This window comes from Burkholderiales bacterium (assembly GCA_036262035.1).
GTDB lineage: Bacteria > Pseudomonadota > Gammaproteobacteria > Burkholderiales > SG8-41 > JAQGMV01.
The window spans coordinates 98,775-117,766 of sequence record DATAJS010000031.1; the positions used below are offsets into that span (position 1 = coordinate 98,775).

Below are 18,992 nucleotides of genomic sequence, written 5' to 3' on the forward strand. Positions count from 1 at the left end.
TGCGGAGGGATCGAAGGTTTGGCCGATTTCACGGGAAACCTAGAGGTTCTTCTGCAACTGGAAGAACACCCGCGGCTTCTTGTCGTCCGGATCGGAGATCGGATTGCCGGTGAGGCGCCACGCGACGGTCGCGCGCACGAGGAAATCGTCCTGTTTGGTCCACGTGAGGCCGAGGCCGACGCCGCTCAGCGTGCGCTGGTTGGTCGGCGTCTCGAGCGGGAGCGGGTCCTTGTTGAGCCGTCCGTGCGCCCAGTCGAAGAATGCGAGGCCGACGAGGTTGCCCGGCATGAACGAAGGCTGCGGCAGGTCGCGCCGGACTTCGAAGTTGAAGATGTGCGCTTCGTCGGAAGTCGCTTCGCCGACGGCATACGCGCGCACCGCGCTCGGTCCGCCGAGTCCGATCTTCTCGCTCGCGTCGAGGTTCTTCGATGCCCATTGATACTGGTACGAGGCGAACGCGACGGTCTTCTCGACGAGCGCGTTCAGGCGGCTCGCCTGGAAGTTGATCCGCGTGTAGCCTCCCGCGGTCTGGTGACCGGTCGTGGGCGACTGATCGGCCGCGACGGCGTTCGCATTGCCGCGGATGTCGAGGTCGCCGCGCGTAAACGCAGCCGAAAAGTTGTTGATGCCGCCGCGCAGGAACGAATCGCGCGAGTCGCCGACGAGCGCGAAGTTGCCCACGTGCGTCCTGCGGTCGGAAACCGATGCGGTGGCGACCGCGATGTCTTCGAAGTAGCGCCTGTCGATGCCCGCCTGGCCGAAGAGGTTGAGGTTGCGCGTGCGGATGATCGGGTGCAGCGCGAAGATCGAGACGATCTCCGAGCGGCCGCCCAGATTGAGCTGATCGAAGAGCGCCGTGCCGACGTGGTAATTGAGGCGCAGGTACGCCGCGCCGACCTTGGTGCCGTAGTTGCCCACCGGCGTGAGGTACGAGACGCGGCCGAAGTCGAGGTCCGCGCCGCCGCCGGGGATGCCGAGCAGGCCGCGGAACGAGAGCAGGTCGCCGCGCTTGAACGGGCTGTTGAAGTTGATGCTGCCGCCCAGGCGGAAATCGCTGGTGAAGCGCGAGGTGTGGTTGTCGAACTCGAGCGTCGCATCGACGCGGCGCGCCGCGGCGACCTTCAGCACGATGTCCGAGGTGCCCGGCGCGCTTCCGGGCTCGACGATCGAGCGCACCGTCAGGCCGCGCAGGTCCGAGACGAGGAAGAGCGAGCGCTCGACGACGTCGCGGTGCAGGACGGTTCCCGGTTTGAGCGGCGAGACCAGCCCTTCGATCATGCTCTTCGAGACCGGTACGTCCGGTTCCATGTCGATGCGCACCTGGCCCAGCCGGCCTTCGAGCACCGCGATCTCGACGACGCCGTTGTCGATCTTCTGCTCGGGCAGGAACGCCTGCCCGACGATGTACCCTTTGCGCTGCAGGTATTCAGAAACCGCGTCGACGGCCGTTTGTAGATCGTCGAACGTCTTGTTCGGACCGATGAAGCCCTTGACCTCGTTCTGCAGCTCCTGCTCGCTGACGACCGTGAGCCCGCTGAACCGGAATGCCTTGACGTCGGTCTTGAGACCCGGCACCGGCTTGACCGCGCGGCGCTTGTCCTGCTCGATGGCGCTGTCGGGCGTGCGCGGCAGTGCTTTCTCGCGCTTCTCGATCTCCCTCAGCGTCTCGGGCACCGGGTTCACCTGGGGGCCGCCGGGCACATTGACCTGCGCGTGCGCGACGCTCACGCATGACAGGGCCAGGGCAAGAACGGGAGAACGGAAACGTCTGCGCTTGCGAACGGGTACAACCCCGGCTCGTGTCATGCTTGTCCCTGAACGATGAAGCGTATTTGTGCGATTTTTCACATGATAACCTCGGCATATTCCCGATACAACGCTGCGGCACTCTACGTGCTTCAAAAAACAAGACTTTTCTGCAAGTACGCAACACCTTGCGGGGGGTCTCACGCGGCTCGCCCGGCGGTATGAGCCGGCGGCAGACACTCAAGCGCCTGCTGGCTCTGGCGGGCGCGGCCACGCTGCACGGCCGGCCGCTTCCCCTGTGGGCGCAGACGCGCGGCGACCAGGTCGTGCCCGGCAAGCGCCAGGCTCTGGTGTTCGGCAACACCGCCTACACCCCCGACCGGCAGTCCATTCCGAGCTCGCGCAAGAACGCCACCGACGTCGGAGCGGCGCTGTCGGAGCTGGGATTCGAAGTGCGCCGCGAAGTCGATCAGGGTGTGGGCGCGATGCGCGCGATGCTCCGGGATTTCTTCGCATCGGTGAAGAGCAGCGGCGGCCCGCCGCTCGCGATCCTCTACTACACCGGTCACGGCATACAGTTCCGGGGCGAGAATTACCTCGTGCCCTCGGACGTGAAGCTCGACCAGAGCGCCGAGAGCATTGCGCGCGACTCGATCAACATCGACCGCGAGATCATCGCCGAAGCCTCGCTGCCGAACGACGGCACCTGCGCGCTGATCTTCGACGCGTGCCGCAACGATCCGACACGCAATCCCAAGGACGCCGGCGGCAGCTTCAACCAGGTGAACCCGCCCCGCGGCACGGTGATCACGTTCTCGACCGCGCCCGGCAAGTTCGCGATCGCACCGCGCTCGCCCGACGAGAACAGCATCTATACCGCGATCCTCGTCGAGGAGCTCAAGAAAGCCAACCCCGCGATCTCGATCAAGGACTTCCTCGATGCGGTGAAATTCCGGGTGAAGCGATCGATGGAGTCGTCCGAAGACAAGTTCCTGCGCACGCACGCGCAGGACCCAGAGGTCGCCGCCAACCTGCGCCTGCGCATGAGCCTCGTCATCGAGAAGCTCGAGGAGAAGAAGGTCGCGCCTGTACCGGTCGACGACGCCGAGGAAAAAGCATGGGCGCTGATCGACCAGACGGTCGTGCCTGCGGAGCGCCTGAAGCTCCTGAAGGATTTCATCGAGAAGTTCCCGAAGAGCCGCTTCCAGCAGGCGGCGCAGGTGCAACTCGAGCGCGCGGTGCTGTCGGAGGCGGCGACGCAGAGAAACCGCGTGCAGATCGACGAGAAGATCGGCGACGCCGAGTTCAAGGCCGAGCAGGCGAAAGCGCTCGACGGCGACAAGGACGCGGCGTTCCGCGTCGGGCAGATGTTCGAGCGAGGCTCGAACGGCGTGCCCGCCGACGAGCGGCGCATGGTGCAGTGGCTGCGCCATGCGTCGGAGCTCAAGAATGGAATCGCGAGCTACCGGCTCTACCAGTACTACAACAGCAAGGGGTTGGATCGCGATGCGGTTCGCTACGAGAACCGCGCCAGGGAACAGGGCTACGTGCTGCCCGAGCGTCTCGCGACGACGCGATAGAATGCAGGCCGGACGAACACGTCCGGCCCGCGCAAAAGACCGGTTACTTCGCGGTGCGGACCAGCTCGACCCGGCGGTTCGCCTGGCTGTCCGGGTTCGAGGGATCCTTCAGATCGTCCTTGCCGCGGCCGACCGGCTTCAACGCCTTGGCATCGACCCCGTACGACGAGACGAGGTGTCGCGCGACCGATTGAGCGCGAGCCGCGGAGAGCTTGCGGTTGAGCTCGTCGGAGCCGCGCGCATCGGTGTGACCTTCGATGACGATCTCACCCGGCGCGAGCTTGCCGTTACGCGAGGCGAGCGCCTTGCCGAGGTTCTCGAGCTGCGCGCGCGCTTCGGGCGTGAGCTCCGCCGAACCGGTCTGGAAGCGGATGTCCATGCCGACCGAGCGCTCCCCGGTCGGGCGCACCGCGAGGCACTGGTACTTCGTGCTCTCGCATTCGGCTTCCGGGAACAGGAAGCCTGTAAGCTGCTCGGTGCTCGGCGTGTTCTTGCCGATGGACAGGGTCTCGCGATCGTGGCCCGCGGCCTGACAGACCGCGCTCGCGGCGAGAAGAGTTGCGCAGACTGCGGTGTATGCGATCTTCATAGGGCGTACCTCAGTTCGGTTTGCGGACCAGCTCGACCCGGCGGTTGACCGGCGCGTCGGGGTGAGCCGGGTCCTTCAGAAATTCCTTCCCCATTCCAAGCGGCTTGAGCGTTTTTTCCTCCACCCCGTACGACGCGACCAGATGCTTGACCACCGTATTCGCGCGTTGTTCCGACAGCTTCTTGTTGTATTCGGCGCCGCCGCGCGCGTCGGCGTGGCCTTCGATGACGATCTCGCCCGGCGCAAGCTTCCCCTTGCGCGCGGCGAGCACCTTGCCCAGCGTCTCGAGCTGCGCCTTTGCTTCCGGCGTGAGCTCGGCCGATCCGGTCTGGAACTTCACGTCCATGCCGATGGCACGCTCGGTGGTGGGACGCACCGCGAGACACTGATACGTCACGTTCTCGCACTGCGCTTCGGGAAAGAGAAAGCTTTCGAGCTTCTTGGCGTCGCCCGGGCCTTTGCCGAGCGTCATCGTCTCGCGTTCGGCGGCCAGCGCGGGCATACACGACAGGGCGAGCAGAGCTGCCGCCGTCATGGTGTATGGGGCTTTCATGCCTGGCTCCTCGGTATTAGAAAAACAGGTACTTGGATCGACATTCTTTCTAGCAACAGGGGCTGTGGGTGTCAATCAGCCGCGAGGTCGGACGCGCATCGCGGGCCGCGAGCTTACTCCCAATCTATCGCCAATGCGATAATAGCAGCGGCGATCCGGCGGGCCATCAACGTTCATGATCGGTTCGACCGCGCCAGCCTTACACGATAACGAACCCGGCCAGAAGACAGGAGGCAATATGTCTAGTCTCACGTGCCGCGAGCACCGCCGTGCTCCGCTCAACCCCTTGGCCGTGCTGCTGTGCCTCACGCCGTTCGCCGCATCCGCCGAGTTCGAAGAGGTGCGCATCGTGCGCACCGAGCCGATCCAGATCCAGCAGGCCTGTCCGCCGGGCGTCGTCACCCAGGCGCCGCCCCCGCCCGTGGCAGTCGCCCCCGCTCCACCTCCGCCGCCTCCCGCGGGCGGCGGCATCACCGGAACGGAAGTCCTGGGCACGGTTGCCGGTGCTGCGGTAGGCGGTTTGCTCGGCCACCAGGTAGGCGGCGGCTCCGGCCGAACCGCGGCAACCGTCGGGGGCGCGGCCGTCGGGGGATACGCCGGCTACAAGCTCGCCGAGCAGAAGCCCAAACCTGCCGCGCCGCCACCCCCGCCGCAAGCGGCTGCGCCGGCGCCGATCTGCCTGATGACGCAGTACCGGGTGTTCTACGCGCGCCAGAGCGGACTGCAGGGCGACGTCGTCATGACCTCGCAGCCGACGAGCCAGTCGCTCATGATCAACTTCTGCGGGGACAAACCTTGCATGTAGTCGCCGCGACCTAAAAGGCCGGAGCGCGCCGACATGAAAATCAACCGCAAGAGCGTTTCGTTGTTCATTGCAGCATCCGCCCTTTCGCTTGCGGCGGTGGGCACCGCGCCAGCTGCTGCGGCGCCCGCGCCGGCGGCCACCGAGACACCGCCGGGCGTCGCTCCCGAGGAGATGCTCAAGCGCAACCAGGTGAGCGCCGCGCGCGACATCGGCGACGGCGATTTCCGCCGGGAGCAGGACAAGGGGCTCGGCGGCGATCGCGACGCCGCGCTGAAGGTGGCGCAGATGTTCAAGGCCGGATCGAACGGGGTGCCGAAGGACGAGCGCCGGATGGTGCAGTGGCTGCTGCACGCCTCGCAGCTCAACAACGGGGCGGCAAGCTACCAGCTCTACCAGTATTTCCTCGATCAGCGGCTGGACCGTGAAGCGGTGTTCTTCGAGAACCGGGCGATCGAGCAGGGCTTCACGCCGCCGCCGCGGGTCGACCCGCGGCGGGGCTGATCAGGCGCCGGACTCGGCGTTGCACCACACCGCGAGGGCGGAGTAGTTGTCCTGGCCCTTGCGGCCGCGGGCGAGCACCCGCGCTTCGAGCAACCTCAGCCATTCCTCCGCCGAAGCGGCGTCGTCCAGCGTGCTCTGGAGCTCCGCTTCCTCCACGTATTCCCACAGGCCGTCGGTGCAGAGCAGGAACTTGTCGCGATCCTGCAGCTCGTAGGGCTGCTCGGTGACGCGCGGCTCGAAGCCGTCGAGATCGCCCATGGCCGCCAGCAGCTTGCTGCGGTCGGGCGCGGTGCGCAGGTCTTTCGGATCGAGGAGCCCTGCTTCGACGAGGCTTTGCACCACGCTGTGATCCCGCGTCTGCGCCACGATCGCGTGGTTGCGGAAACAGTAGAGGCGCGAATCGCCGAGATGGCCCCACGTCGCGAGGCCGCGCTCGAAATCGACTGCGAGCACCACCGCGGTGGTGCGCATGTCGCCGATCTCGTCGTTGAGCTGCTGGGTGCGCACGACCATCTCGTTGGCGTTGCGCATCGCGGCCTCGATAGCCGTGCCGCTGCAGTCGTGCCGTTCGCGGAACCAGCCCAGGGTCTCCTGGACGACCAGCTTGGAAGCGACGTCGCCGCCGCGATGCCCGCCGGCGCCGTCCGCGACGACGCAGAAGCAGACACCGGGCCCCGACCAGAAGCCGCACGCATCCTGGTTACTCGAGCGCCCCCCGGCTCTGGACAGGACTGCTATCTCCAACTGCATATCGAATCCCTACCGCTGGTTGGCGGCGTCTTCCTGTTCCAGTTTATCTATTTGCGCTTCGTATGCGCGCAGGAATTCTTTTCCGAACAGCGTTTGAAAGTCGTCCTGCGCTTCTTTCGAGATCTCGCGGTAGAGCTGTTCGTAGAGCTCCCACAGTCGCGCGCGGCGGCTCCCGGGAAGAATCGAGCCGAGCACGCTCTTCTTCGTGAGGCGCCCTTCGAGCTGCACGGGGTCGAATCTGCCCAGCACCCCTTCCAGCGCCGCGCGCATGCCCGCCATGAAGCCGAACTGGTGCGATCGGAGATCGTTGTATGCATCTCGCATCGCGTCGGCGGCTGTCATGAAACCCCTGCCCTGCGGATTGAGCAGGTTCTGGAACGCGGCGTCGACGGTCGGCGAAAACTTCAGCGGATTGTTCTCGCGCGCCACGATGACCGTGGCCTGCGCGCGCACTTCGCGCTTCGTCAGCGCGCGGGCGAGCAGGAGATCGAGGGTGCCGCGCAGCGATTCGTGCATGAGCCGGCCGATCAGATGCATCAGCTCCGGCGTGAGGCCGCCCGGCGGGAGCTTGAGCTCCGTCGCGCGCGCGCCTTCGAGGAACGCCGCGAGCAGCGCATCGGGCGGCGCGCTCGGCGCGGTCGGCGCGGGCGCGTGAGCCGGTGCGGTGTACGGCGCCGCAGCCGGTGGCGCGGGTTGCGCGGGAGGCGGCGCCGGTGCGCGCTGCGGCGCGATGGGCGCGTCGATCCGCGGTGCGAAGTCCTGCTGGGGTTTGGCCGCCGCGGCCGCGCGCTTGGGCGACGGCAGGATGACCGTCTTGATCTCCTCGGTGGGGCTGTCGTCCTGCGCGGTGTCCCAAGACAACATCATGCCGCCGGGGTTGCCCGCCGCCGGCGGCGCCGCAGGCTTCGGCGCAGGCGGCGGCTCGACGGCCGCCCTGGGCGGCGGATCGGTGATCTCGGGCTTGGGTCGCGGCATCTGGAATGCCCCGGAGAGGATCGGCGCGTCGTCGCGCTGCGACGCGGGCTGGGGCGATTTCTCCGGCGCGAACGGCGCGAGCGGATCGGTGCCGTGACCCGCGAGCGGATCCTGCGGCCCGAGCGGGTCCCACGTGCTCGACTGCTTCAGGCCGAAGAGGTCGTCGACGCTCTGTCCAGCGGCCGGCGTGAGATTGAGGGGATCGGCGGCGGGCGCGGCGGCGGAACGCGGCGCGGGCGCGGGGGTCGCCTGTGGCAGCAGGTCGGCGAACGGATCGAAATCCGCGGGGATTCCGCCGGCATGCTGCGGCCCGCCGCTCGCGGGCGGCAAGCCGAACGGATCGTGCGGCGCAGGGGCTGCATAGGCATTGGGCTGCACCGGCGGTTGCGCCGCGGGGGCAGGCAGCAGATCCGCGAAAGGATCGTCGGGAAGGACCGGCGCGGGCGCCGCCGCGGCGAGCGCACGGCCCGACAGCGTGGCGCGCAGCGAGTATTCGCCGATCCTGAGCTCGTCGCCGTTGCGGATCGGGACTTCGTTGCCGCTGCCCACCGCGGTCCCGTTGACGAGCGTGGGCGTCGCGCTGCCCAGGTCGCGCAGCACGAACATGCCGCCGCGGAACGCGACTTCGGCCTGGGTGCGTGAGATGTAGCGCTTGTCGTCGGGCAGGACGAGCGTATTGCCTTCGGCCCTCCCGATGCTGCCGCCCATCTCGTCGAATTCCGCGTGCAGCGGCTCGAGCAGCGGCTGGTTGGCGAGAGTGGTGGCCTCGATTTTCAACATAGAACAGCGTAGTGAGTCGTGTGGCTGGCGCCCGTTGAACGATTGTAGTCGACCTTGCGCAGCGGCTCACCGCGTATGGCGACTCGCGTCACTGCAATAATGCCGTTTTCCCTCGAGGCCTCGCACCGTTGCAATATACTTCGGCTCTTCACACTGTTTTCGATGATCGGTGACGCGATGGATCCGGTATTGCTCGCCAGCAACAGCACGATCGTCATGGGTCAGCTCGCGCCTCAGATGGCGTCGCTGACGTCGGCCATGCCGCACCTTCTCAGCCTCGGCCCCAACATGGAGCAGCTCGTCGGGATGGGACGCGCGATGTTCCAGGGCGCGCTGACCATCCCCCCGGCTTCTCCCGTGCAGGCGAGCTACATCCAGGGCATCCAGGATCTCGCGGGCGTGATCGGTCAAGCTGCGAAGGCTGCACAAGGCGGCGGCGCGGCGTAGCTCAGGGGCCGATCATCACGGTGGGCAGGCCGAGCACGATCACGCCGCCGTGAGCGGTCGGATCGCCGATTCGCGCCGCCATCAGGTTGTTGATCATCACCGTCGGCGAGCCCATCACGATGACGTCCGGCGGTCCCACGCAGAGACACTGATCGGTCACGCGCGCGGCCGGCAGAAAGCCGATGATCACGTTGGGCGAGCACGGCGGCAGGATCGGCCCGCCGACGTGGGGAATGCCCGGCGGCGTCACCATCGGACACGTGTGCATATCGGTGATGCGTGCAGCAGGCGGCATGAGGTCGCTCCTCGCTGTCGATAGATTGTTAAACGCGCCGCGCGATCATTCGCAGGACTTGCTGCCCGACGCCGAGTCGTCGGCCTGCGTCGGCTCGGTCGGGGCGGCTTCCTTCGGGGCCTCCGGCGCATCGGCACTGCATCCGCTGCCGCTGCCGGCCGCGCCCCCGCTGTTGATCAGCACCATCGTGCCCTGGATCGTCACCCCGGCGGGGCCGATGTCGATGAAGTTGCCGCCGACCTTGAGCGAGAGCTGCATGCCGGCCTCGATGACGCACGTCATGCCGGCTTTGAGATGGATCGCCATCCCGGAGTCGAGCGCGGTGTTCATGGCGACCTTCTGGTGGAGATCGGCGTCGGTGGTGAGCGAAACCTTGCCGGTCACCTTCTCGGCCTTCTTGCCCTTGATCGTGAGGTGCTGATCGCCGTCGATCTGCTCCTTGTGCGCGCCCTTGACGATGTGGTCGTAATTGCCGCCGACGAGCTCCTCGCGGTTCTCGGCGATCTTGATGATCTCGTGCCGCTTCACTTCCTTGTGCCGGTCCTGATAGATCTGGATGCGGTGATCGCCCTCCGTACCGCCGTCCTTGCCGCCGACGATCGTGTGCCGGTCGTGCAGCACGCGCTCCATCATGTCGTTCTTCACGCGCACGTCGTAGTTCTTCTCGCCGTGGATGAAGATCTGCTCCCTGTCCTTGGTGTCGTCGAACCTGAGCTCGTTGTAGCCGACGCCGCCCTTGGTCGAGTTGGTCTTGATGCCGCTCACGTTGGGGTCGTGCTTGTGCTTGCCGTCCAGGCCCTGACCGAGGTACGGGTGTTTCTGGAGGGCGTTGTATACGCTGCCGGTGACGAGCGGCTGATCGGGGTCGCCTTCGAGGAACGACACCAGCACTTCCTGGCCGATCCGCGGAATGAAGTTGGCGCCCCAGTTCTTGCCCGCCCACACCTGCGCGACGCGTATCCAGCACGAGCTGTTCTCGTCCTCCTCGCCGACGCGGTCCCAGTGGAACTGCACCTTGATGCGTCCGTATTCGTCGGTGTGAATCTCGTCGCCCGAGGGTCCCACCACGAACGCCGTCTGCAGGCCCTGCACCACCGGCTTGGGCGTTATCCTCGCGGGACGGAAAGGCGTCGGAGTATTGAGTGCGGTGAAGCTGCAGCCGTAGTCCGTGCCGCCCGCCTCCATCGCTTCGTAGTCGCTGTACTCGCACTGGTGGGTAGCCGAGGTGACGAGGTACTCGCGGTTCTGATCGCCGCGCGGAAACCCCTTCAGCTTGAACGTGCACCCGCACGCGAGCCCGCGCGAGATCGTCGTGGCGTGAGCAAGCTCGTACTGTACGTGCAGCTCTTCGATGCGCGTCACGGCGACGTGCAGGCCTTCGCCGCGGTCGTCGTACTCGCCCGGGTAGTCGTACACCTCGTACGTGCCGAGCTCGTTCTGCTTGGGCTCCTCGCGGTTCGCATTGCGGTCGACGCGGGGCTCCTTGAAGTTGTAGTCGTTGGTCGCATAGGAGCCCGGCTGCACTTCGTAGCCGAAAGTCCAGCGCGTCACCGCCTCCTTCTCGGGGCGCACGCGATCGAGCGGCTGGTACGGAAGCGTCTCGTATCCCGCGAACGGCCCGTGGCCGCTGATCGAATCGGTGATCACCATCGTGTGGCGGCCTTCCGCGTGGCGGAAGTAGTAGTACATGCCTTCCTGCTCCATGAGCCGCGAGACGAAGTTGAAGTCGGTCTCTCGATACTGCACGCAGTACTCCCACGGCGAGTATTGGCCCTTCAGGTCGAGCTCGTAATCCGCGACGGCGTGATCCGCGAACACTTCCTCGATGATGTCGGGGATCGACTTCTTCTGGAAGATCCTGCAATCGGCCGTGCGCGTGAGGAACCACAGCCACGGCCGCACGCTGGCCTGGTAGGTGTTATAGCGTCCGCGCATTCCGGTCTGGGAAAAACGCGTGACGAAGCCGTTGAAGTACCGGAAGCCCTCGGTCTCGAGCTCGAGCTTGACGGTGACGTTCTTGCCGAGGATCTCGTCGGCCGCGATGTCGTTGCGAGCGCTCAGCAGATCGATCTCGAACTCGGACAGGCGGCCGAGCTCTTCGCGCGCGGTCATGCGGTGGAACAGCAGGTCGTCGTCCAGCGGCGTGACGATCTTCATCGTCGGGTCTCTGCGCACGCTCGATTGTCCGGAGCTCGAACTCGAAGCGGCCGTGCCGGAATTCATCGGGGATTTCAAAGAGACTGCCATGGGCTTTACTCCACAGGGTTACGGCCCGCTTTGCGCGCCGTGACGACGAGTCCTCGCACGGGCGAGCCGGCTTCCTGACGCAGGACGTCTTCGACGAGCTCGCAGGGCTCGAAGCCGCACTCGGCGAGGGTCTTCTCGATATAGGCGCTGGTGTGCGAGTAGCGGCCGTGCGGGTTGATGCGATGCCCTTGGGGCGCCTCGGCGTCGTCGGCGCGCTCGACGGTGAAGACCAGCCAGCCGCCGGGCCGCAACGCGCCTGCCGCCGCGCGCGTCACGGCGTCGAGCGGGCCGAAGTAGCACAAGGTATCCGCGGACAGGACGACGTCGTAGGCGTCGTGGCGGGCGGTGAGGAACTGCGTGAGCTCTTCCTCGGCGAGCGCGTCGTAGATGCCGCGCGAGCGCGCCTGCTCGAGCATGCCGCCCGAGAGATCGACGCCCTCCAGCCTCGACGCATACTTCGCTACGAGCGGCCCGCACAAACCGGTGCCGCAGCCCGCGTCGAGCAGGACGAGGCGCTTGTCGGCAGGAATGCCGCGGCGGCGCAGCGCGGCTTCGACCAGCTCGGGCGCCTTGTAGCCGAGGTTCGCGAGCTTCGCGTCGAAGGTCAGCGCGAAGGTGTCGAAGCCGTGCCGGATGAATGCATCGGAGGCGCGGTCCGGCACGTCCTTCCCGCCCAGACACGCAGCGAGCAGATGCTGCGCGAGCGGACTGTCCGGCTCGTGCGCCAGCCAGTCCCGATACGTCTGCGCCGCTTTGTCGATCTCGCCGATAGCGGTGTAGATCGCGCCGACCTGGCGCCGTGAGTTCGGGTCCGAAGGCCGCAGCTCGATCGCCTTGCCGTGACTTTTCAGCGAGCCCTGGATATCGCCGATGTCGCCGAGGAGGTTGCCGTAGTTGTGGTGCGCCTCCGCGTTCATCGGGTCGAGCTCGATCGCCCGTTCGTAGACGCGCTTCGCCTCGTCGAACCGACGCTGGATGCCGTACACGACGCCGAGATTGCAATGGGCTTTGGAACTGTCCGGCGCCATCGCCGCCGCGCGCTCGAACGCTTCGAGCGCCTCGTCGACGCGCCCGGTCGCGAGCAGCACGTTGCCGAGGTTGACGTAACGCTCGCCGACCGTCGGGTCCGCTTCCAGCGATTGCCTGATGAGCTCGACCGCTTCGGCGCGCCGGCCGCGCGTCATGGCGATCATGCCGAGGAAGTTCAGCGCGTCCGGGTGGTCCGGCACGACTTCGAGGATGCGGCGATAGATCGTCTCGGCATCGTCGAGCTTGCCTTCGCTGTGCATGCTCACCGCGATCGCAAGCGCATCGTCGAGAGAGATCTCGGTCGGTTCCTCGGCCGTGCTTGCGGCTTTCTCGGTCTCTACCATCGGCGCCGGCATCCCTTCGGCTCGAACCCCATCTCAATCGAAAGCATACTGGAAGTCGCCGTCGGCGACGGACAGGCGCACTCTCGACACCGGCTTGGCTTCGACCAGACGCGACAGGAACTCGCGGCTGATGTGCGGAAGCACGGTGTTCGTGAGGATCGCGTCGACCATGCGCCCGCCGCTCTCCACTTCGTTGCAGCGGCTCACGATGAGCTTCACCACTTCGTCGTCATACTCGAGCGGCAGCTTGTGGTTCTCCTTGACACGCTTTTGTATGCGGCCCAGCTGCAGTCGCACGATCGCTCCCATCATCTCGTCGGACAGCGGGTAGTACGGGATGACGACGAGGCGGCCGAGCAGCGCCGGCGGGAACACCTGCAGCAGCGGCTGGCGCAGCGCTTTGGCGAGCGACTCCGGATCGGGCATGAGCTCGGGGTCCTTGCACATGCTCATGATCAGATCGGAACCGGCGTTCGTCGTGAGCAGGATGATCGTGTTCTTGAAGTCGATGTAGCGCCCTTCGCCGTCCTCCATCCAGCCTTTGTCGAACACCTGGAAGAAGATCTCGTGCACGTCCGGATGCGCTTTCTCGACCTCGTCGAGCAGCACGACCGAGTACGGACGGCGGCGCACGGCCTCGGTGAGGATCCCGCCTTCGCCGTAGCCGACGTATCCCGGAGGCGCGCCTTTGAGCGTCGAGACGGTGTGCGCTTCCTGGAACTCGCTCATGTTGATCGTGATGACGTTCTGCTCGCCGCCGTAGAGCGCTTCGGCGAGCGCCAGCGCGGTCTCGGTCTTGCCCACGCCCGAAGTGCCGGCGAGCATGAACACGCCGATCGGCTTGTTCGGGTTGTCGAGCTTGGCGCGCGAAGTCTGGATGCGCTTGGCGATCATCTCCAGCCCGTGACGCTGGCCGATGACGCGCGCGTTGAGCGACTCGGCGAGCTTGAGCACGGTCTCGATCTCGTCCTTCACCATCCTGCCCACCGGTATGCCGGTCCAGTCGGCGACGACCGAAGAGACCGCCTGCTCGTCGACGCTGGGCATGATGAGCGGCGTCTCACCCTGCAACTCGCGCAGCGCGTCCTGCGCCTTGTGCAGCTCGTTCAGCACCTCGGCGCGCTGCTCGGGCGTGAGCTCGGGCTGCTCGGCGGCGGCCGCAGGTTTGTCGGCGGCGGGAGCGGCCGGCGGCGCAGCGCTCGCCGCCGCCGGCGCGGCGGCTGCGCTGTCGACCGGCTTGCCGCCCGCGCGCAGCTTCTGCCGCAGCTCGAGGATGTTGTCGACGATGCCTTTCTCCTTCTGCCAGCGCTCTTCGAGACCGACGAGGCGCTCGCGTTCGGCGCCGATCTTTTCCTCCGCGTCGCTGCGCCGGTTCGCGGCGTAGATGCCGATCGCTTCTTCACGCCCGATGATCTCGAGCTCGGTCTCCAGCGACTCGATGCGGCGCCGGCAGTCTTCGACTTCGGGCGGCGTCGCGTGCTGGCTGATCGCGACGCGCGCGCACGCGGTATCGAGCAGGCTGACCGCTTTGTCGGGAAGCTGGCGCGCGGGAATGTAGCGGTGCGACAGGCGCACTGCGGCTTCGAGCGCTTCGTCGAGGAGCTGCACGCGGTGATGCTTCTCCAGCGTCGATGCGACGCCGCGCACCATGAGCAGCGCCTTGTGCTCGTCGGGCTCGTGAACCTGCACGGTCTGGAAGCGGCGGGTGAGCGCCGGGTCCTTCTCGAAGTACTTCTTGTATTCGGCCCACGTCGTCGCGGCGACGGTGCGCAGCGTGCCGCGCGCGAGCGCGGGCTTGAGCAGGTTCGCGGCGTCCCCCGTGCCGGCCGCGCCGCCCGCGCCGATCAGGGTGTGCGCCTCGTCGATGAAAAGGATGATCGGCTTCGGCGAAGCCTGCACTTCCTCGATCACCTGGCGCAGGCGGTTCTCGAACTCGCCTTTCATGCTGGCGCCGGCCTGCAACAGACCGATGTCGAGCGAGAGCAGCGACACTTCCTTCAGCGCCGGCGGCACGTCGCCCTTGGCGATGCGCAGCGCAAAGCCTTCGACGACCGCGGTCTTGCCCACGCCGGCCTCGCCGGTGAGGATCGGGTTGTTCTGGCGGCGGCGCATGAGGATGTCGACGATCTGCCGGATCTCCTCGTCGCGGCCGGTGATCGGATCGATCTCGCCTTTGCGCGCGCGCTCGGTGAGGTCGACCGCAAAGCGCTTCAGCGCTTCGTTCTTGCCCATCTGCGCCGGCGCCATCGCGCCGCTCGCTTCGCCCGGAGCGGCCATCGACGATCCGTCGGTCGCGCCGAGGTGCTCTTCGGGCGAGCCCGCGGTGATCTTCACGAAGTCGTCCATCAGCGCCTCGACCTTGATGCGGTCGAACTGCTTGGAGATGTTGAGGAGGTTGTTGCGCAGCGACGGGGTCTTGAGCATGCCGACGACGATATGGCCGGTGCGCACGCGGTTCTCGCCGAAGGCCAGCGACCCGTAGACCCACGCGCGCTCGACGGCGTTCTCGAGCAGCATCGAGAGATCGGAGATCGACGTCGCGCCGCGCGGCAAACGGTCCAGCGCCTGCGTCATGTCGGCGGCGAGGCGCGAGTTGTCCACCTCGAAGTGCTTCAGGATGCGGTGCAGGTCGGAATCCTGTGTCTGCAGGATCTGCGTGAGCCAGTGCTCGAGCTCCACGTACGGGTTGCCGCGCAGCTTGCAGAAGACCGTGGCTCCTTCGATCGCCTTGTAGCCCAGGCTGTTGAGTTTTCCGAATAGTGCGACGCGGCTGATTTCGCTCATGGCAGTGGCCTGTTCACGATAAGTTAAAAGGTTCCCGCGGGCGCGTTCGAGGCGTAGGCGGGATGTTTGGCACGTAAAAGCTCTTCGGGATCGAGCCGCAGGTCGTCGGCGTCGCGGGTGCGCGGCGCGCGCTTGCCGAGCCACGTCGTCCAGCCGAGGCGGCCGTACCGGCCGAGCCGTATCTTCGGCACTTCGGCGTGCCGCAGCACGAGGCGCAGGTCCCAGTCGAGCTCGAAGTTGATGTACTGCCGCACCCACGCGACGATCTTCGGCAGCGCGTTGCCGCCCGGCAGGAAGCTCTCGTACTGCTCGAGCGCGAGCGGCCCGATCCAGAGGCTGAACTTGTGCTGGCGGTCCCACACCCTCGATCCGAGCATCGCGCCGGCGCCGAGCGAGCCCGCTTTGGCGCCGAGCCGCGTGCGATCGTGGACGGGCAGCGTGAGCCAGTGGCCGACGAACTGCTCGACGCGCACCGGAATGCGGAAGAAGCCGGAGAGCAGCGCGGCGAGCCCGTCGGCGTTGCGCACGTGGCGCGCGAGCAATCCGGAGTAAAAGAGCTTCGCGTGATCGGGCAGCGCGTCGCGCTTGAGCACGCTCGGTATGCCGATGCCGATGAGCGCGCCGGAATAGCCCGCGAAGCGGTCCGCGTGCGGACGGTCGAGGCTGACGGTCGGCTGCGCCTGCGCCCACGCGCGGTAAAACATCGACACGAATCGATGGTGGAAGATGTCGAGGAAGCGCGCGAAGGTGCGGTCCCCGCCGTGCATCTGGCGCTCGCGCGCGTACTCGGTCAGGTGCAGCGGCAGCGGACCATTGGGCCCGAGCAGTCCGAAGAAGCGCACTTCCAGGCGCGGATAGCGCGAGTTGTCGTTCGGCGGCGTGAATGACGACAGGGTCGCAGGCGCGAAGGTGAGCGCGGGTTCCTGCGCGAATCGGACCGGATCGTCGGCGGGTCGCAGCGACGTGCCGATGCGCGGCTTCTCCGGAAACAGCGACTCGATACGCCGCAGGACCTGGAAGAAATCGTAGTGGAACGGCTGCGCTTCGAGCGACCGGAAGAGGTCGGCGCGCTTTTGCGCGAACGCGCGCTCGCGATCGGCGCGCAGCGGCATCGCGCCGAGCGGGAGCTCGATCGCCGCGGACGGCATCTCGGGCAGCGCGGGCGCGTCGCCGTTCAGAGTATCGGCCGTTGCCCGCATCGCGGCACCCAACGCATGATCGGTCCCCGCGCGAGCGAGCGCAGGGCGGTCTCGGTGAACGAATTGATCGCGACGTGGCGCGAGAAGAACTGCTCCATCACGGAACCGAAAAGGAACGCGCTCCCGCCCTGGAACGCGAGCTCGTCGACCTCGAGCTCCACTTCGATGCCTCGCCCGTAGGCGATGCGCCCGACGTACGGCAGCCTCCGCACCGACCGTTTGGTGCGCACGCTGCGCACGCCGTCGATCTGCCGCTTCATCGCCGTGTCGGCGCTCGCCGCGTAGAGCGACAGGATCTCGCGCAGCGCCGCAGCGCCGTCGGATTCGCTCGAATCGAGCAGCGACAGATAGTTGAGCGACAGATGGCTGATGAATCGCCATGCGAGCGCGCCCTCACCGAGCGGCGCGAGCGGCTTGGAGGGTCCTTTGACGCAGCGGATCGCCGCCACCGGCGCGGCCGAGCCGAGCGTGAAATCGGTCTTGCCCACGTGCAGCGGCATCTGCAGGGGCAGGTCGCGATTGGTGCACAGCGCGGTCACCGCGAGCTGCCGCAGGTCGGTCTTGTACGGCGCCTCGCGCGAATCGACGAGCGAGAGGAACACTTCGGTGCCGACGTAGCTCGTGCGCAGTCCCGTCTGCTTCTGGTGCTCGGACAGCAGCCTCGGCTCGCGATGGGAGACGTAGTACGCGGGCCTGCGCACGTCCTCGGTGTGGAACGCGGAGTAGAACGGATGGAACGTCTGCTCGCTGTCGACGCCGATGCCGTAGCCGGTCACGCCGGTGACCTCGTACACCTCGAAGTCCATCGGCCGGGTCCGGTCCGGGACGACGTGATGCATGCTCACGCTGTCGGACAGGTGGATGCGGTCGGCGCGCTTGGGAAAGAGATTGATCGCCGGCGCGCAGAAGAGCTGGAAGTTGGCCGCGTCGACGACGCTTTCGAGCGAAGGATCGCCGCGCTCGAAGAGGAGCGCGATCTCGAGCTCGTTGCCGGCATGGCGGCGCACCGCGGATCCCAGTTCCTCGATGTCGAAGAAGCAGAAGCGCTGGGGAAAAGCGAAGTACTCCTGCAGCAGGCGATAGCCCTGGAAGCTGCGCAGCGTGACCGGCAGCAGCGCCTCCTCGTCGGCGAAGCCCGCGGGCTTCACGCACTCGGCCGACAGGAGCTCATGCCATGGCGCGGGCTGCGGCAGCGGCCGGACGATGCCGCCGATGCACGCACCGTGACAAAGCTCGTAGAGCTTGTAGGCGGCTTCGTCGGCGCCCGAGATGAACACGCGCAGGCGGTCGAGCTCGAGCTTGTTGAACGGGAGCCCGCCGGTCGAGCGCAGCCGCAGGCGCACGCCGCCTTTCACGCGCTGGCCAGCGCCGAGCGCGCCCAGCGGCAGGTCGGGCGCGAAGGAGAAGTACTCGGCGCCGGTGATCTCGAGGGGCCAGAGTGTCACGTCGTGTGCGGTGCGGAACTCGCACGCCGTCTTGTCGCCGCGGCCGGTCTGGGCCTGCAGCGAGCTGCCGCGCGGCACGACGAACCCCTTGGCGAGGTTGGCATCGTCCAGCTGCGGCTCGATCCGCGCGACGAGCATCGCCGGCATCGGCGCGAGATAGTTGGGATAGACGATCTCGAGCAGCCGCTGTGTGAAGCGCGGGAACTCGGCGTCGATCTTGAGCTGCACGCGCGCAGCCATGAACGCCACACCTTCGAGCAGCCGCTCGACGTAGGGATCGGTGACCTCGATCCCTTCCATGCCCAACCGCGCCGCGATCTTCGGGAACTGCTTGGAGAACTCCGCGCCCACTTCGCGCAGGTGCTGAAGCTCCTGGTTGTAATAGCGGAGGAGCCGTGGATCCATCAGCGCGAGCCGCCGTCGATGTCGTGGATGTGGACTTCGCCGGTCTCGAGATCGAGGTCGGTGCGCAGCAGCATCTCCAGCGGGATCGGGTGCGCCCACAGCGAGCCGCGGATCTCTATGCTGACCACGTTGTGCTGGTTGAGCTCGTTCTCGGACATGATCGCGTGCACTTCGAGCGTGTGCGGCAGGATGCGCGGCTCGAAGAACAGGATCGCCCTGCGGATGCGGTCCTCGAGGTCGAGCACGTCGAGCGTCGATGCGGTTTCGCCGGAAAGGGCGGGCAGGCCGTAGTTGACGACCGAGCCTTCGACGTGGTCGAGCCCGGCGAGCTCGTCGGGCTCCGCCATGCGCACTGCGTTGAGCAGCCAGGCCATGTCGCGCAGGACACCCTGGCGGAAGCGGTTCTTGTTGATGACTCTCGCTTCGCGCGGCTCAGGCTGCCGGTTGTCGGGATCGTCGTCGGTCAGGCGGTCCAGCAGGGCCGGCTGCAGGCGCTCGCGTGAAACAAGCTCGGCCAT

General features: G+C 66.8%; 16 protein-coding genes. 4 read left to right on the top strand and 12 right to left on the bottom strand.

All coding sequences use genetic code 11. The features are described from left to right. Positions 1-39: 39 nt before the first annotated feature. Positions 40-1,728: a POTRA domain-containing protein gene (locus tag VHP37_30420; GenBank protein ID HEX2830691.1), complete on the bottom strand. Its 1,689-nt coding sequence runs from the start codon at positions 1,726-1,728 to the stop codon at positions 40-42. 239 nt (positions 1,729-1,967) lie between these two features. On the opposite strand from VHP37_30420, the gene VHP37_30425 reads away from it, so the two are divergent. Further along, on the top strand, positions 1,968-3,326 hold the full coding sequence (locus VHP37_30425; GenBank protein HEX2830692.1) for a caspase family protein: 1,359 nt from the start codon (positions 1,968-1,970) through the stop codon (positions 3,324-3,326). A 43-nt stretch (positions 3,327-3,369) separates the two neighbouring features. Here VHP37_30425 and VHP37_30430 read toward each other — a convergent pair whose 3' ends face one another. Next, a complete protein-coding gene (locus VHP37_30430; GenBank protein ID HEX2830693.1) occupies positions 3,370-3,915 on the bottom strand; it encodes an OmpA family protein in 546 nt (181 codons plus the stop codon). 10 nt (positions 3,916-3,925) lie between these two features. Continuing rightward, positions 3,926-4,468, bottom strand: coding sequence for an OmpA family protein (locus VHP37_30435; protein ID HEX2830694.1), 543 nt, complete (start codon positions 4,466-4,468; stop codon positions 3,926-3,928). Positions 4,469-4,706: 238 nt separating this feature from the next. On the opposite strand from VHP37_30435, the gene VHP37_30440 reads away from it, so the two are divergent. After that, positions 4,707-5,273 (top strand): glycine zipper 2TM domain-containing protein, encoded by a 567-nt coding sequence (locus VHP37_30440; GenBank protein ID HEX2830695.1) that lies wholly within the window; start codon positions 4,707-4,709, stop codon positions 5,271-5,273. A gap of 33 nt (positions 5,274-5,306) precedes the next feature. Then, entirely contained in the window at positions 5,307-5,774 is a 468-nt protein-coding gene (locus VHP37_30445) for a hypothetical protein (protein HEX2830696.1), read from the top strand. On the opposite strand, the gene VHP37_30450 is transcribed toward VHP37_30445, so the two are convergent. Continuing rightward, positions 5,775-6,518, bottom strand: a complete 744-nt coding sequence (locus tag VHP37_30450) for a protein phosphatase 2C domain-containing protein (protein ID HEX2830697.1) — start codon at positions 6,516-6,518, stop codon at positions 5,775-5,777. A 15-nt stretch (positions 6,519-6,533) separates the two neighbouring features. Then, complete coding sequence (gene tagH / locus VHP37_30455) at positions 6,534-8,279, bottom strand: type VI secretion system-associated FHA domain protein TagH (protein HEX2830698.1); 1,746 nt, start codon at positions 8,277-8,279, stop codon at positions 6,534-6,536. A 177-nt stretch (positions 8,280-8,456) separates the two neighbouring features. On the opposite strand from tagH, the gene VHP37_30460 reads away from it, so the two are divergent. After that, positions 8,457-8,726, top strand: a complete 270-nt coding sequence (locus tag VHP37_30460; GenBank protein HEX2830699.1) for a hypothetical protein — start codon at positions 8,457-8,459, stop codon at positions 8,724-8,726. A 1-nt stretch (position 8,727) separates the two neighbouring features. Here VHP37_30460 and VHP37_30465 read toward each other — a convergent pair whose 3' ends face one another. From VHP37_30465 to tssE, 7 genes are all read right to left on the bottom strand, one after another. Continuing rightward, entirely contained in the window at positions 8,728-9,021 is a 294-nt protein-coding gene (locus tag VHP37_30465; GenBank protein ID HEX2830700.1) for a PAAR domain-containing protein, read from the bottom strand. Positions 9,022-9,066: 45 nt separating this feature from the next. Continuing rightward, positions 9,067-11,196 carry a type VI secretion system tip protein TssI/VgrG gene (gene tssI, locus VHP37_30470; GenBank protein HEX2830701.1) on the bottom strand — a complete coding sequence of 710 codons (2,130 nt, stop codon included), beginning with the start codon at positions 11,194-11,196 and terminating at the stop codon, positions 9,067-9,069. A gap of 77 nt (positions 11,197-11,273) precedes the next feature. Continuing rightward, entirely contained in the window at positions 11,274-12,641 is a 1,368-nt protein-coding gene (locus tag VHP37_30475; GenBank protein HEX2830702.1) for a tetratricopeptide repeat protein, read from the bottom strand. A 33-nt stretch (positions 12,642-12,674) separates the two neighbouring features. Continuing rightward, positions 12,675-15,425, bottom strand: a complete 2,751-nt coding sequence (tssH, locus tag VHP37_30480; protein HEX2830703.1) for a type VI secretion system ATPase TssH — start codon at positions 15,423-15,425, stop codon at positions 12,675-12,677. A 23-nt stretch (positions 15,426-15,448) separates the two neighbouring features. After that, the gene (tssG, locus tag VHP37_30485) at positions 15,449-16,624 is read right to left on the bottom strand and encodes a type VI secretion system baseplate subunit TssG (GenBank protein ID HEX2830704.1); all 1,176 of its coding nucleotides are present in this window, start codon (positions 16,622-16,624) and stop codon (positions 15,449-15,451) included. Further along, a complete protein-coding gene (gene tssF / locus VHP37_30490; GenBank protein HEX2830705.1) occupies positions 16,600-18,474 on the bottom strand; it encodes a type VI secretion system baseplate subunit TssF in 1,875 nt (624 codons plus the stop codon). The genes tssG and tssF overlap by 25 nt, the downstream gene beginning before the upstream one ends. Next, the gene (tssE, locus tag VHP37_30495; GenBank protein HEX2830706.1) at positions 18,474-18,992 is read right to left on the bottom strand and encodes a type VI secretion system baseplate subunit TssE; all 519 of its coding nucleotides are present in this window, start codon (positions 18,990-18,992) and stop codon (positions 18,474-18,476) included. Before tssE ends, tssF begins: the two co-directional genes overlap by 1 nt.

Bases quoted from the DNA above. Each gene is read 5' to 3' on its own strand.
- tssE (HEX2830706.1), bottom strand. From the start codon at position 18,992: ATGGCCGAGCTTGTTTCACGCGAGCGCCTGCAGCCGGCCCTGCTGGAC.
- VHP37_30460 (HEX2830699.1), top strand. From the start codon at position 8,457: ATGGATCCGGTATTGCTCGCCAGCAACAGCACGATCGTCATGGGTCAG.
- VHP37_30435 (HEX2830694.1), bottom strand. From the start codon at position 4,468: ATGAAAGCCCCATACACCATGACGGCGGCAGCTCTGCTCGCCCTGTCG.
- VHP37_30465 (HEX2830700.1), bottom strand. From the start codon at position 9,021: ATGCCGCCTGCTGCACGCATCACCGATATGCACACGTGTCCGATGGTG.
- VHP37_30475 (HEX2830702.1), bottom strand. From the start codon at position 12,641: ATGGTAGAGACCGAGAAAGCCGCAAGCACGGCCGAGGAACCGACCGAG.
- tssG (HEX2830704.1), bottom strand. From the start codon at position 16,624: ATGCGGGCAACGGCCGATACTCTGAACGGCGACGCGCCCGCGCTGCCC.
- VHP37_30445 (HEX2830696.1), top strand. From the start codon at position 5,307: ATGAAAATCAACCGCAAGAGCGTTTCGTTGTTCATTGCAGCATCCGCC.
- VHP37_30440 (HEX2830695.1), top strand. From the start codon at position 4,707: ATGTCTAGTCTCACGTGCCGCGAGCACCGCCGTGCTCCGCTCAACCCC.
- VHP37_30425 (HEX2830692.1), top strand. From the start codon at position 1,968: ATGAGCCGGCGGCAGACACTCAAGCGCCTGCTGGCTCTGGCGGGCGCG.
- tssH (HEX2830703.1), bottom strand. From the start codon at position 15,425: ATGAGCGAAATCAGCCGCGTCGCACTATTCGGAAAACTCAACAGCCTG.
- tagH (HEX2830698.1), bottom strand. From the start codon at position 8,279: ATGTTGAAAATCGAGGCCACCACTCTCGCCAACCAGCCGCTGCTCGAG.
- tssF (HEX2830705.1), bottom strand. From the start codon at position 18,474: ATGGATCCACGGCTCCTCCGCTATTACAACCAGGAGCTTCAGCACCTG.
- VHP37_30430 (HEX2830693.1), bottom strand. From the start codon at position 3,915: ATGAAGATCGCATACACCGCAGTCTGCGCAACTCTTCTCGCCGCGAGC.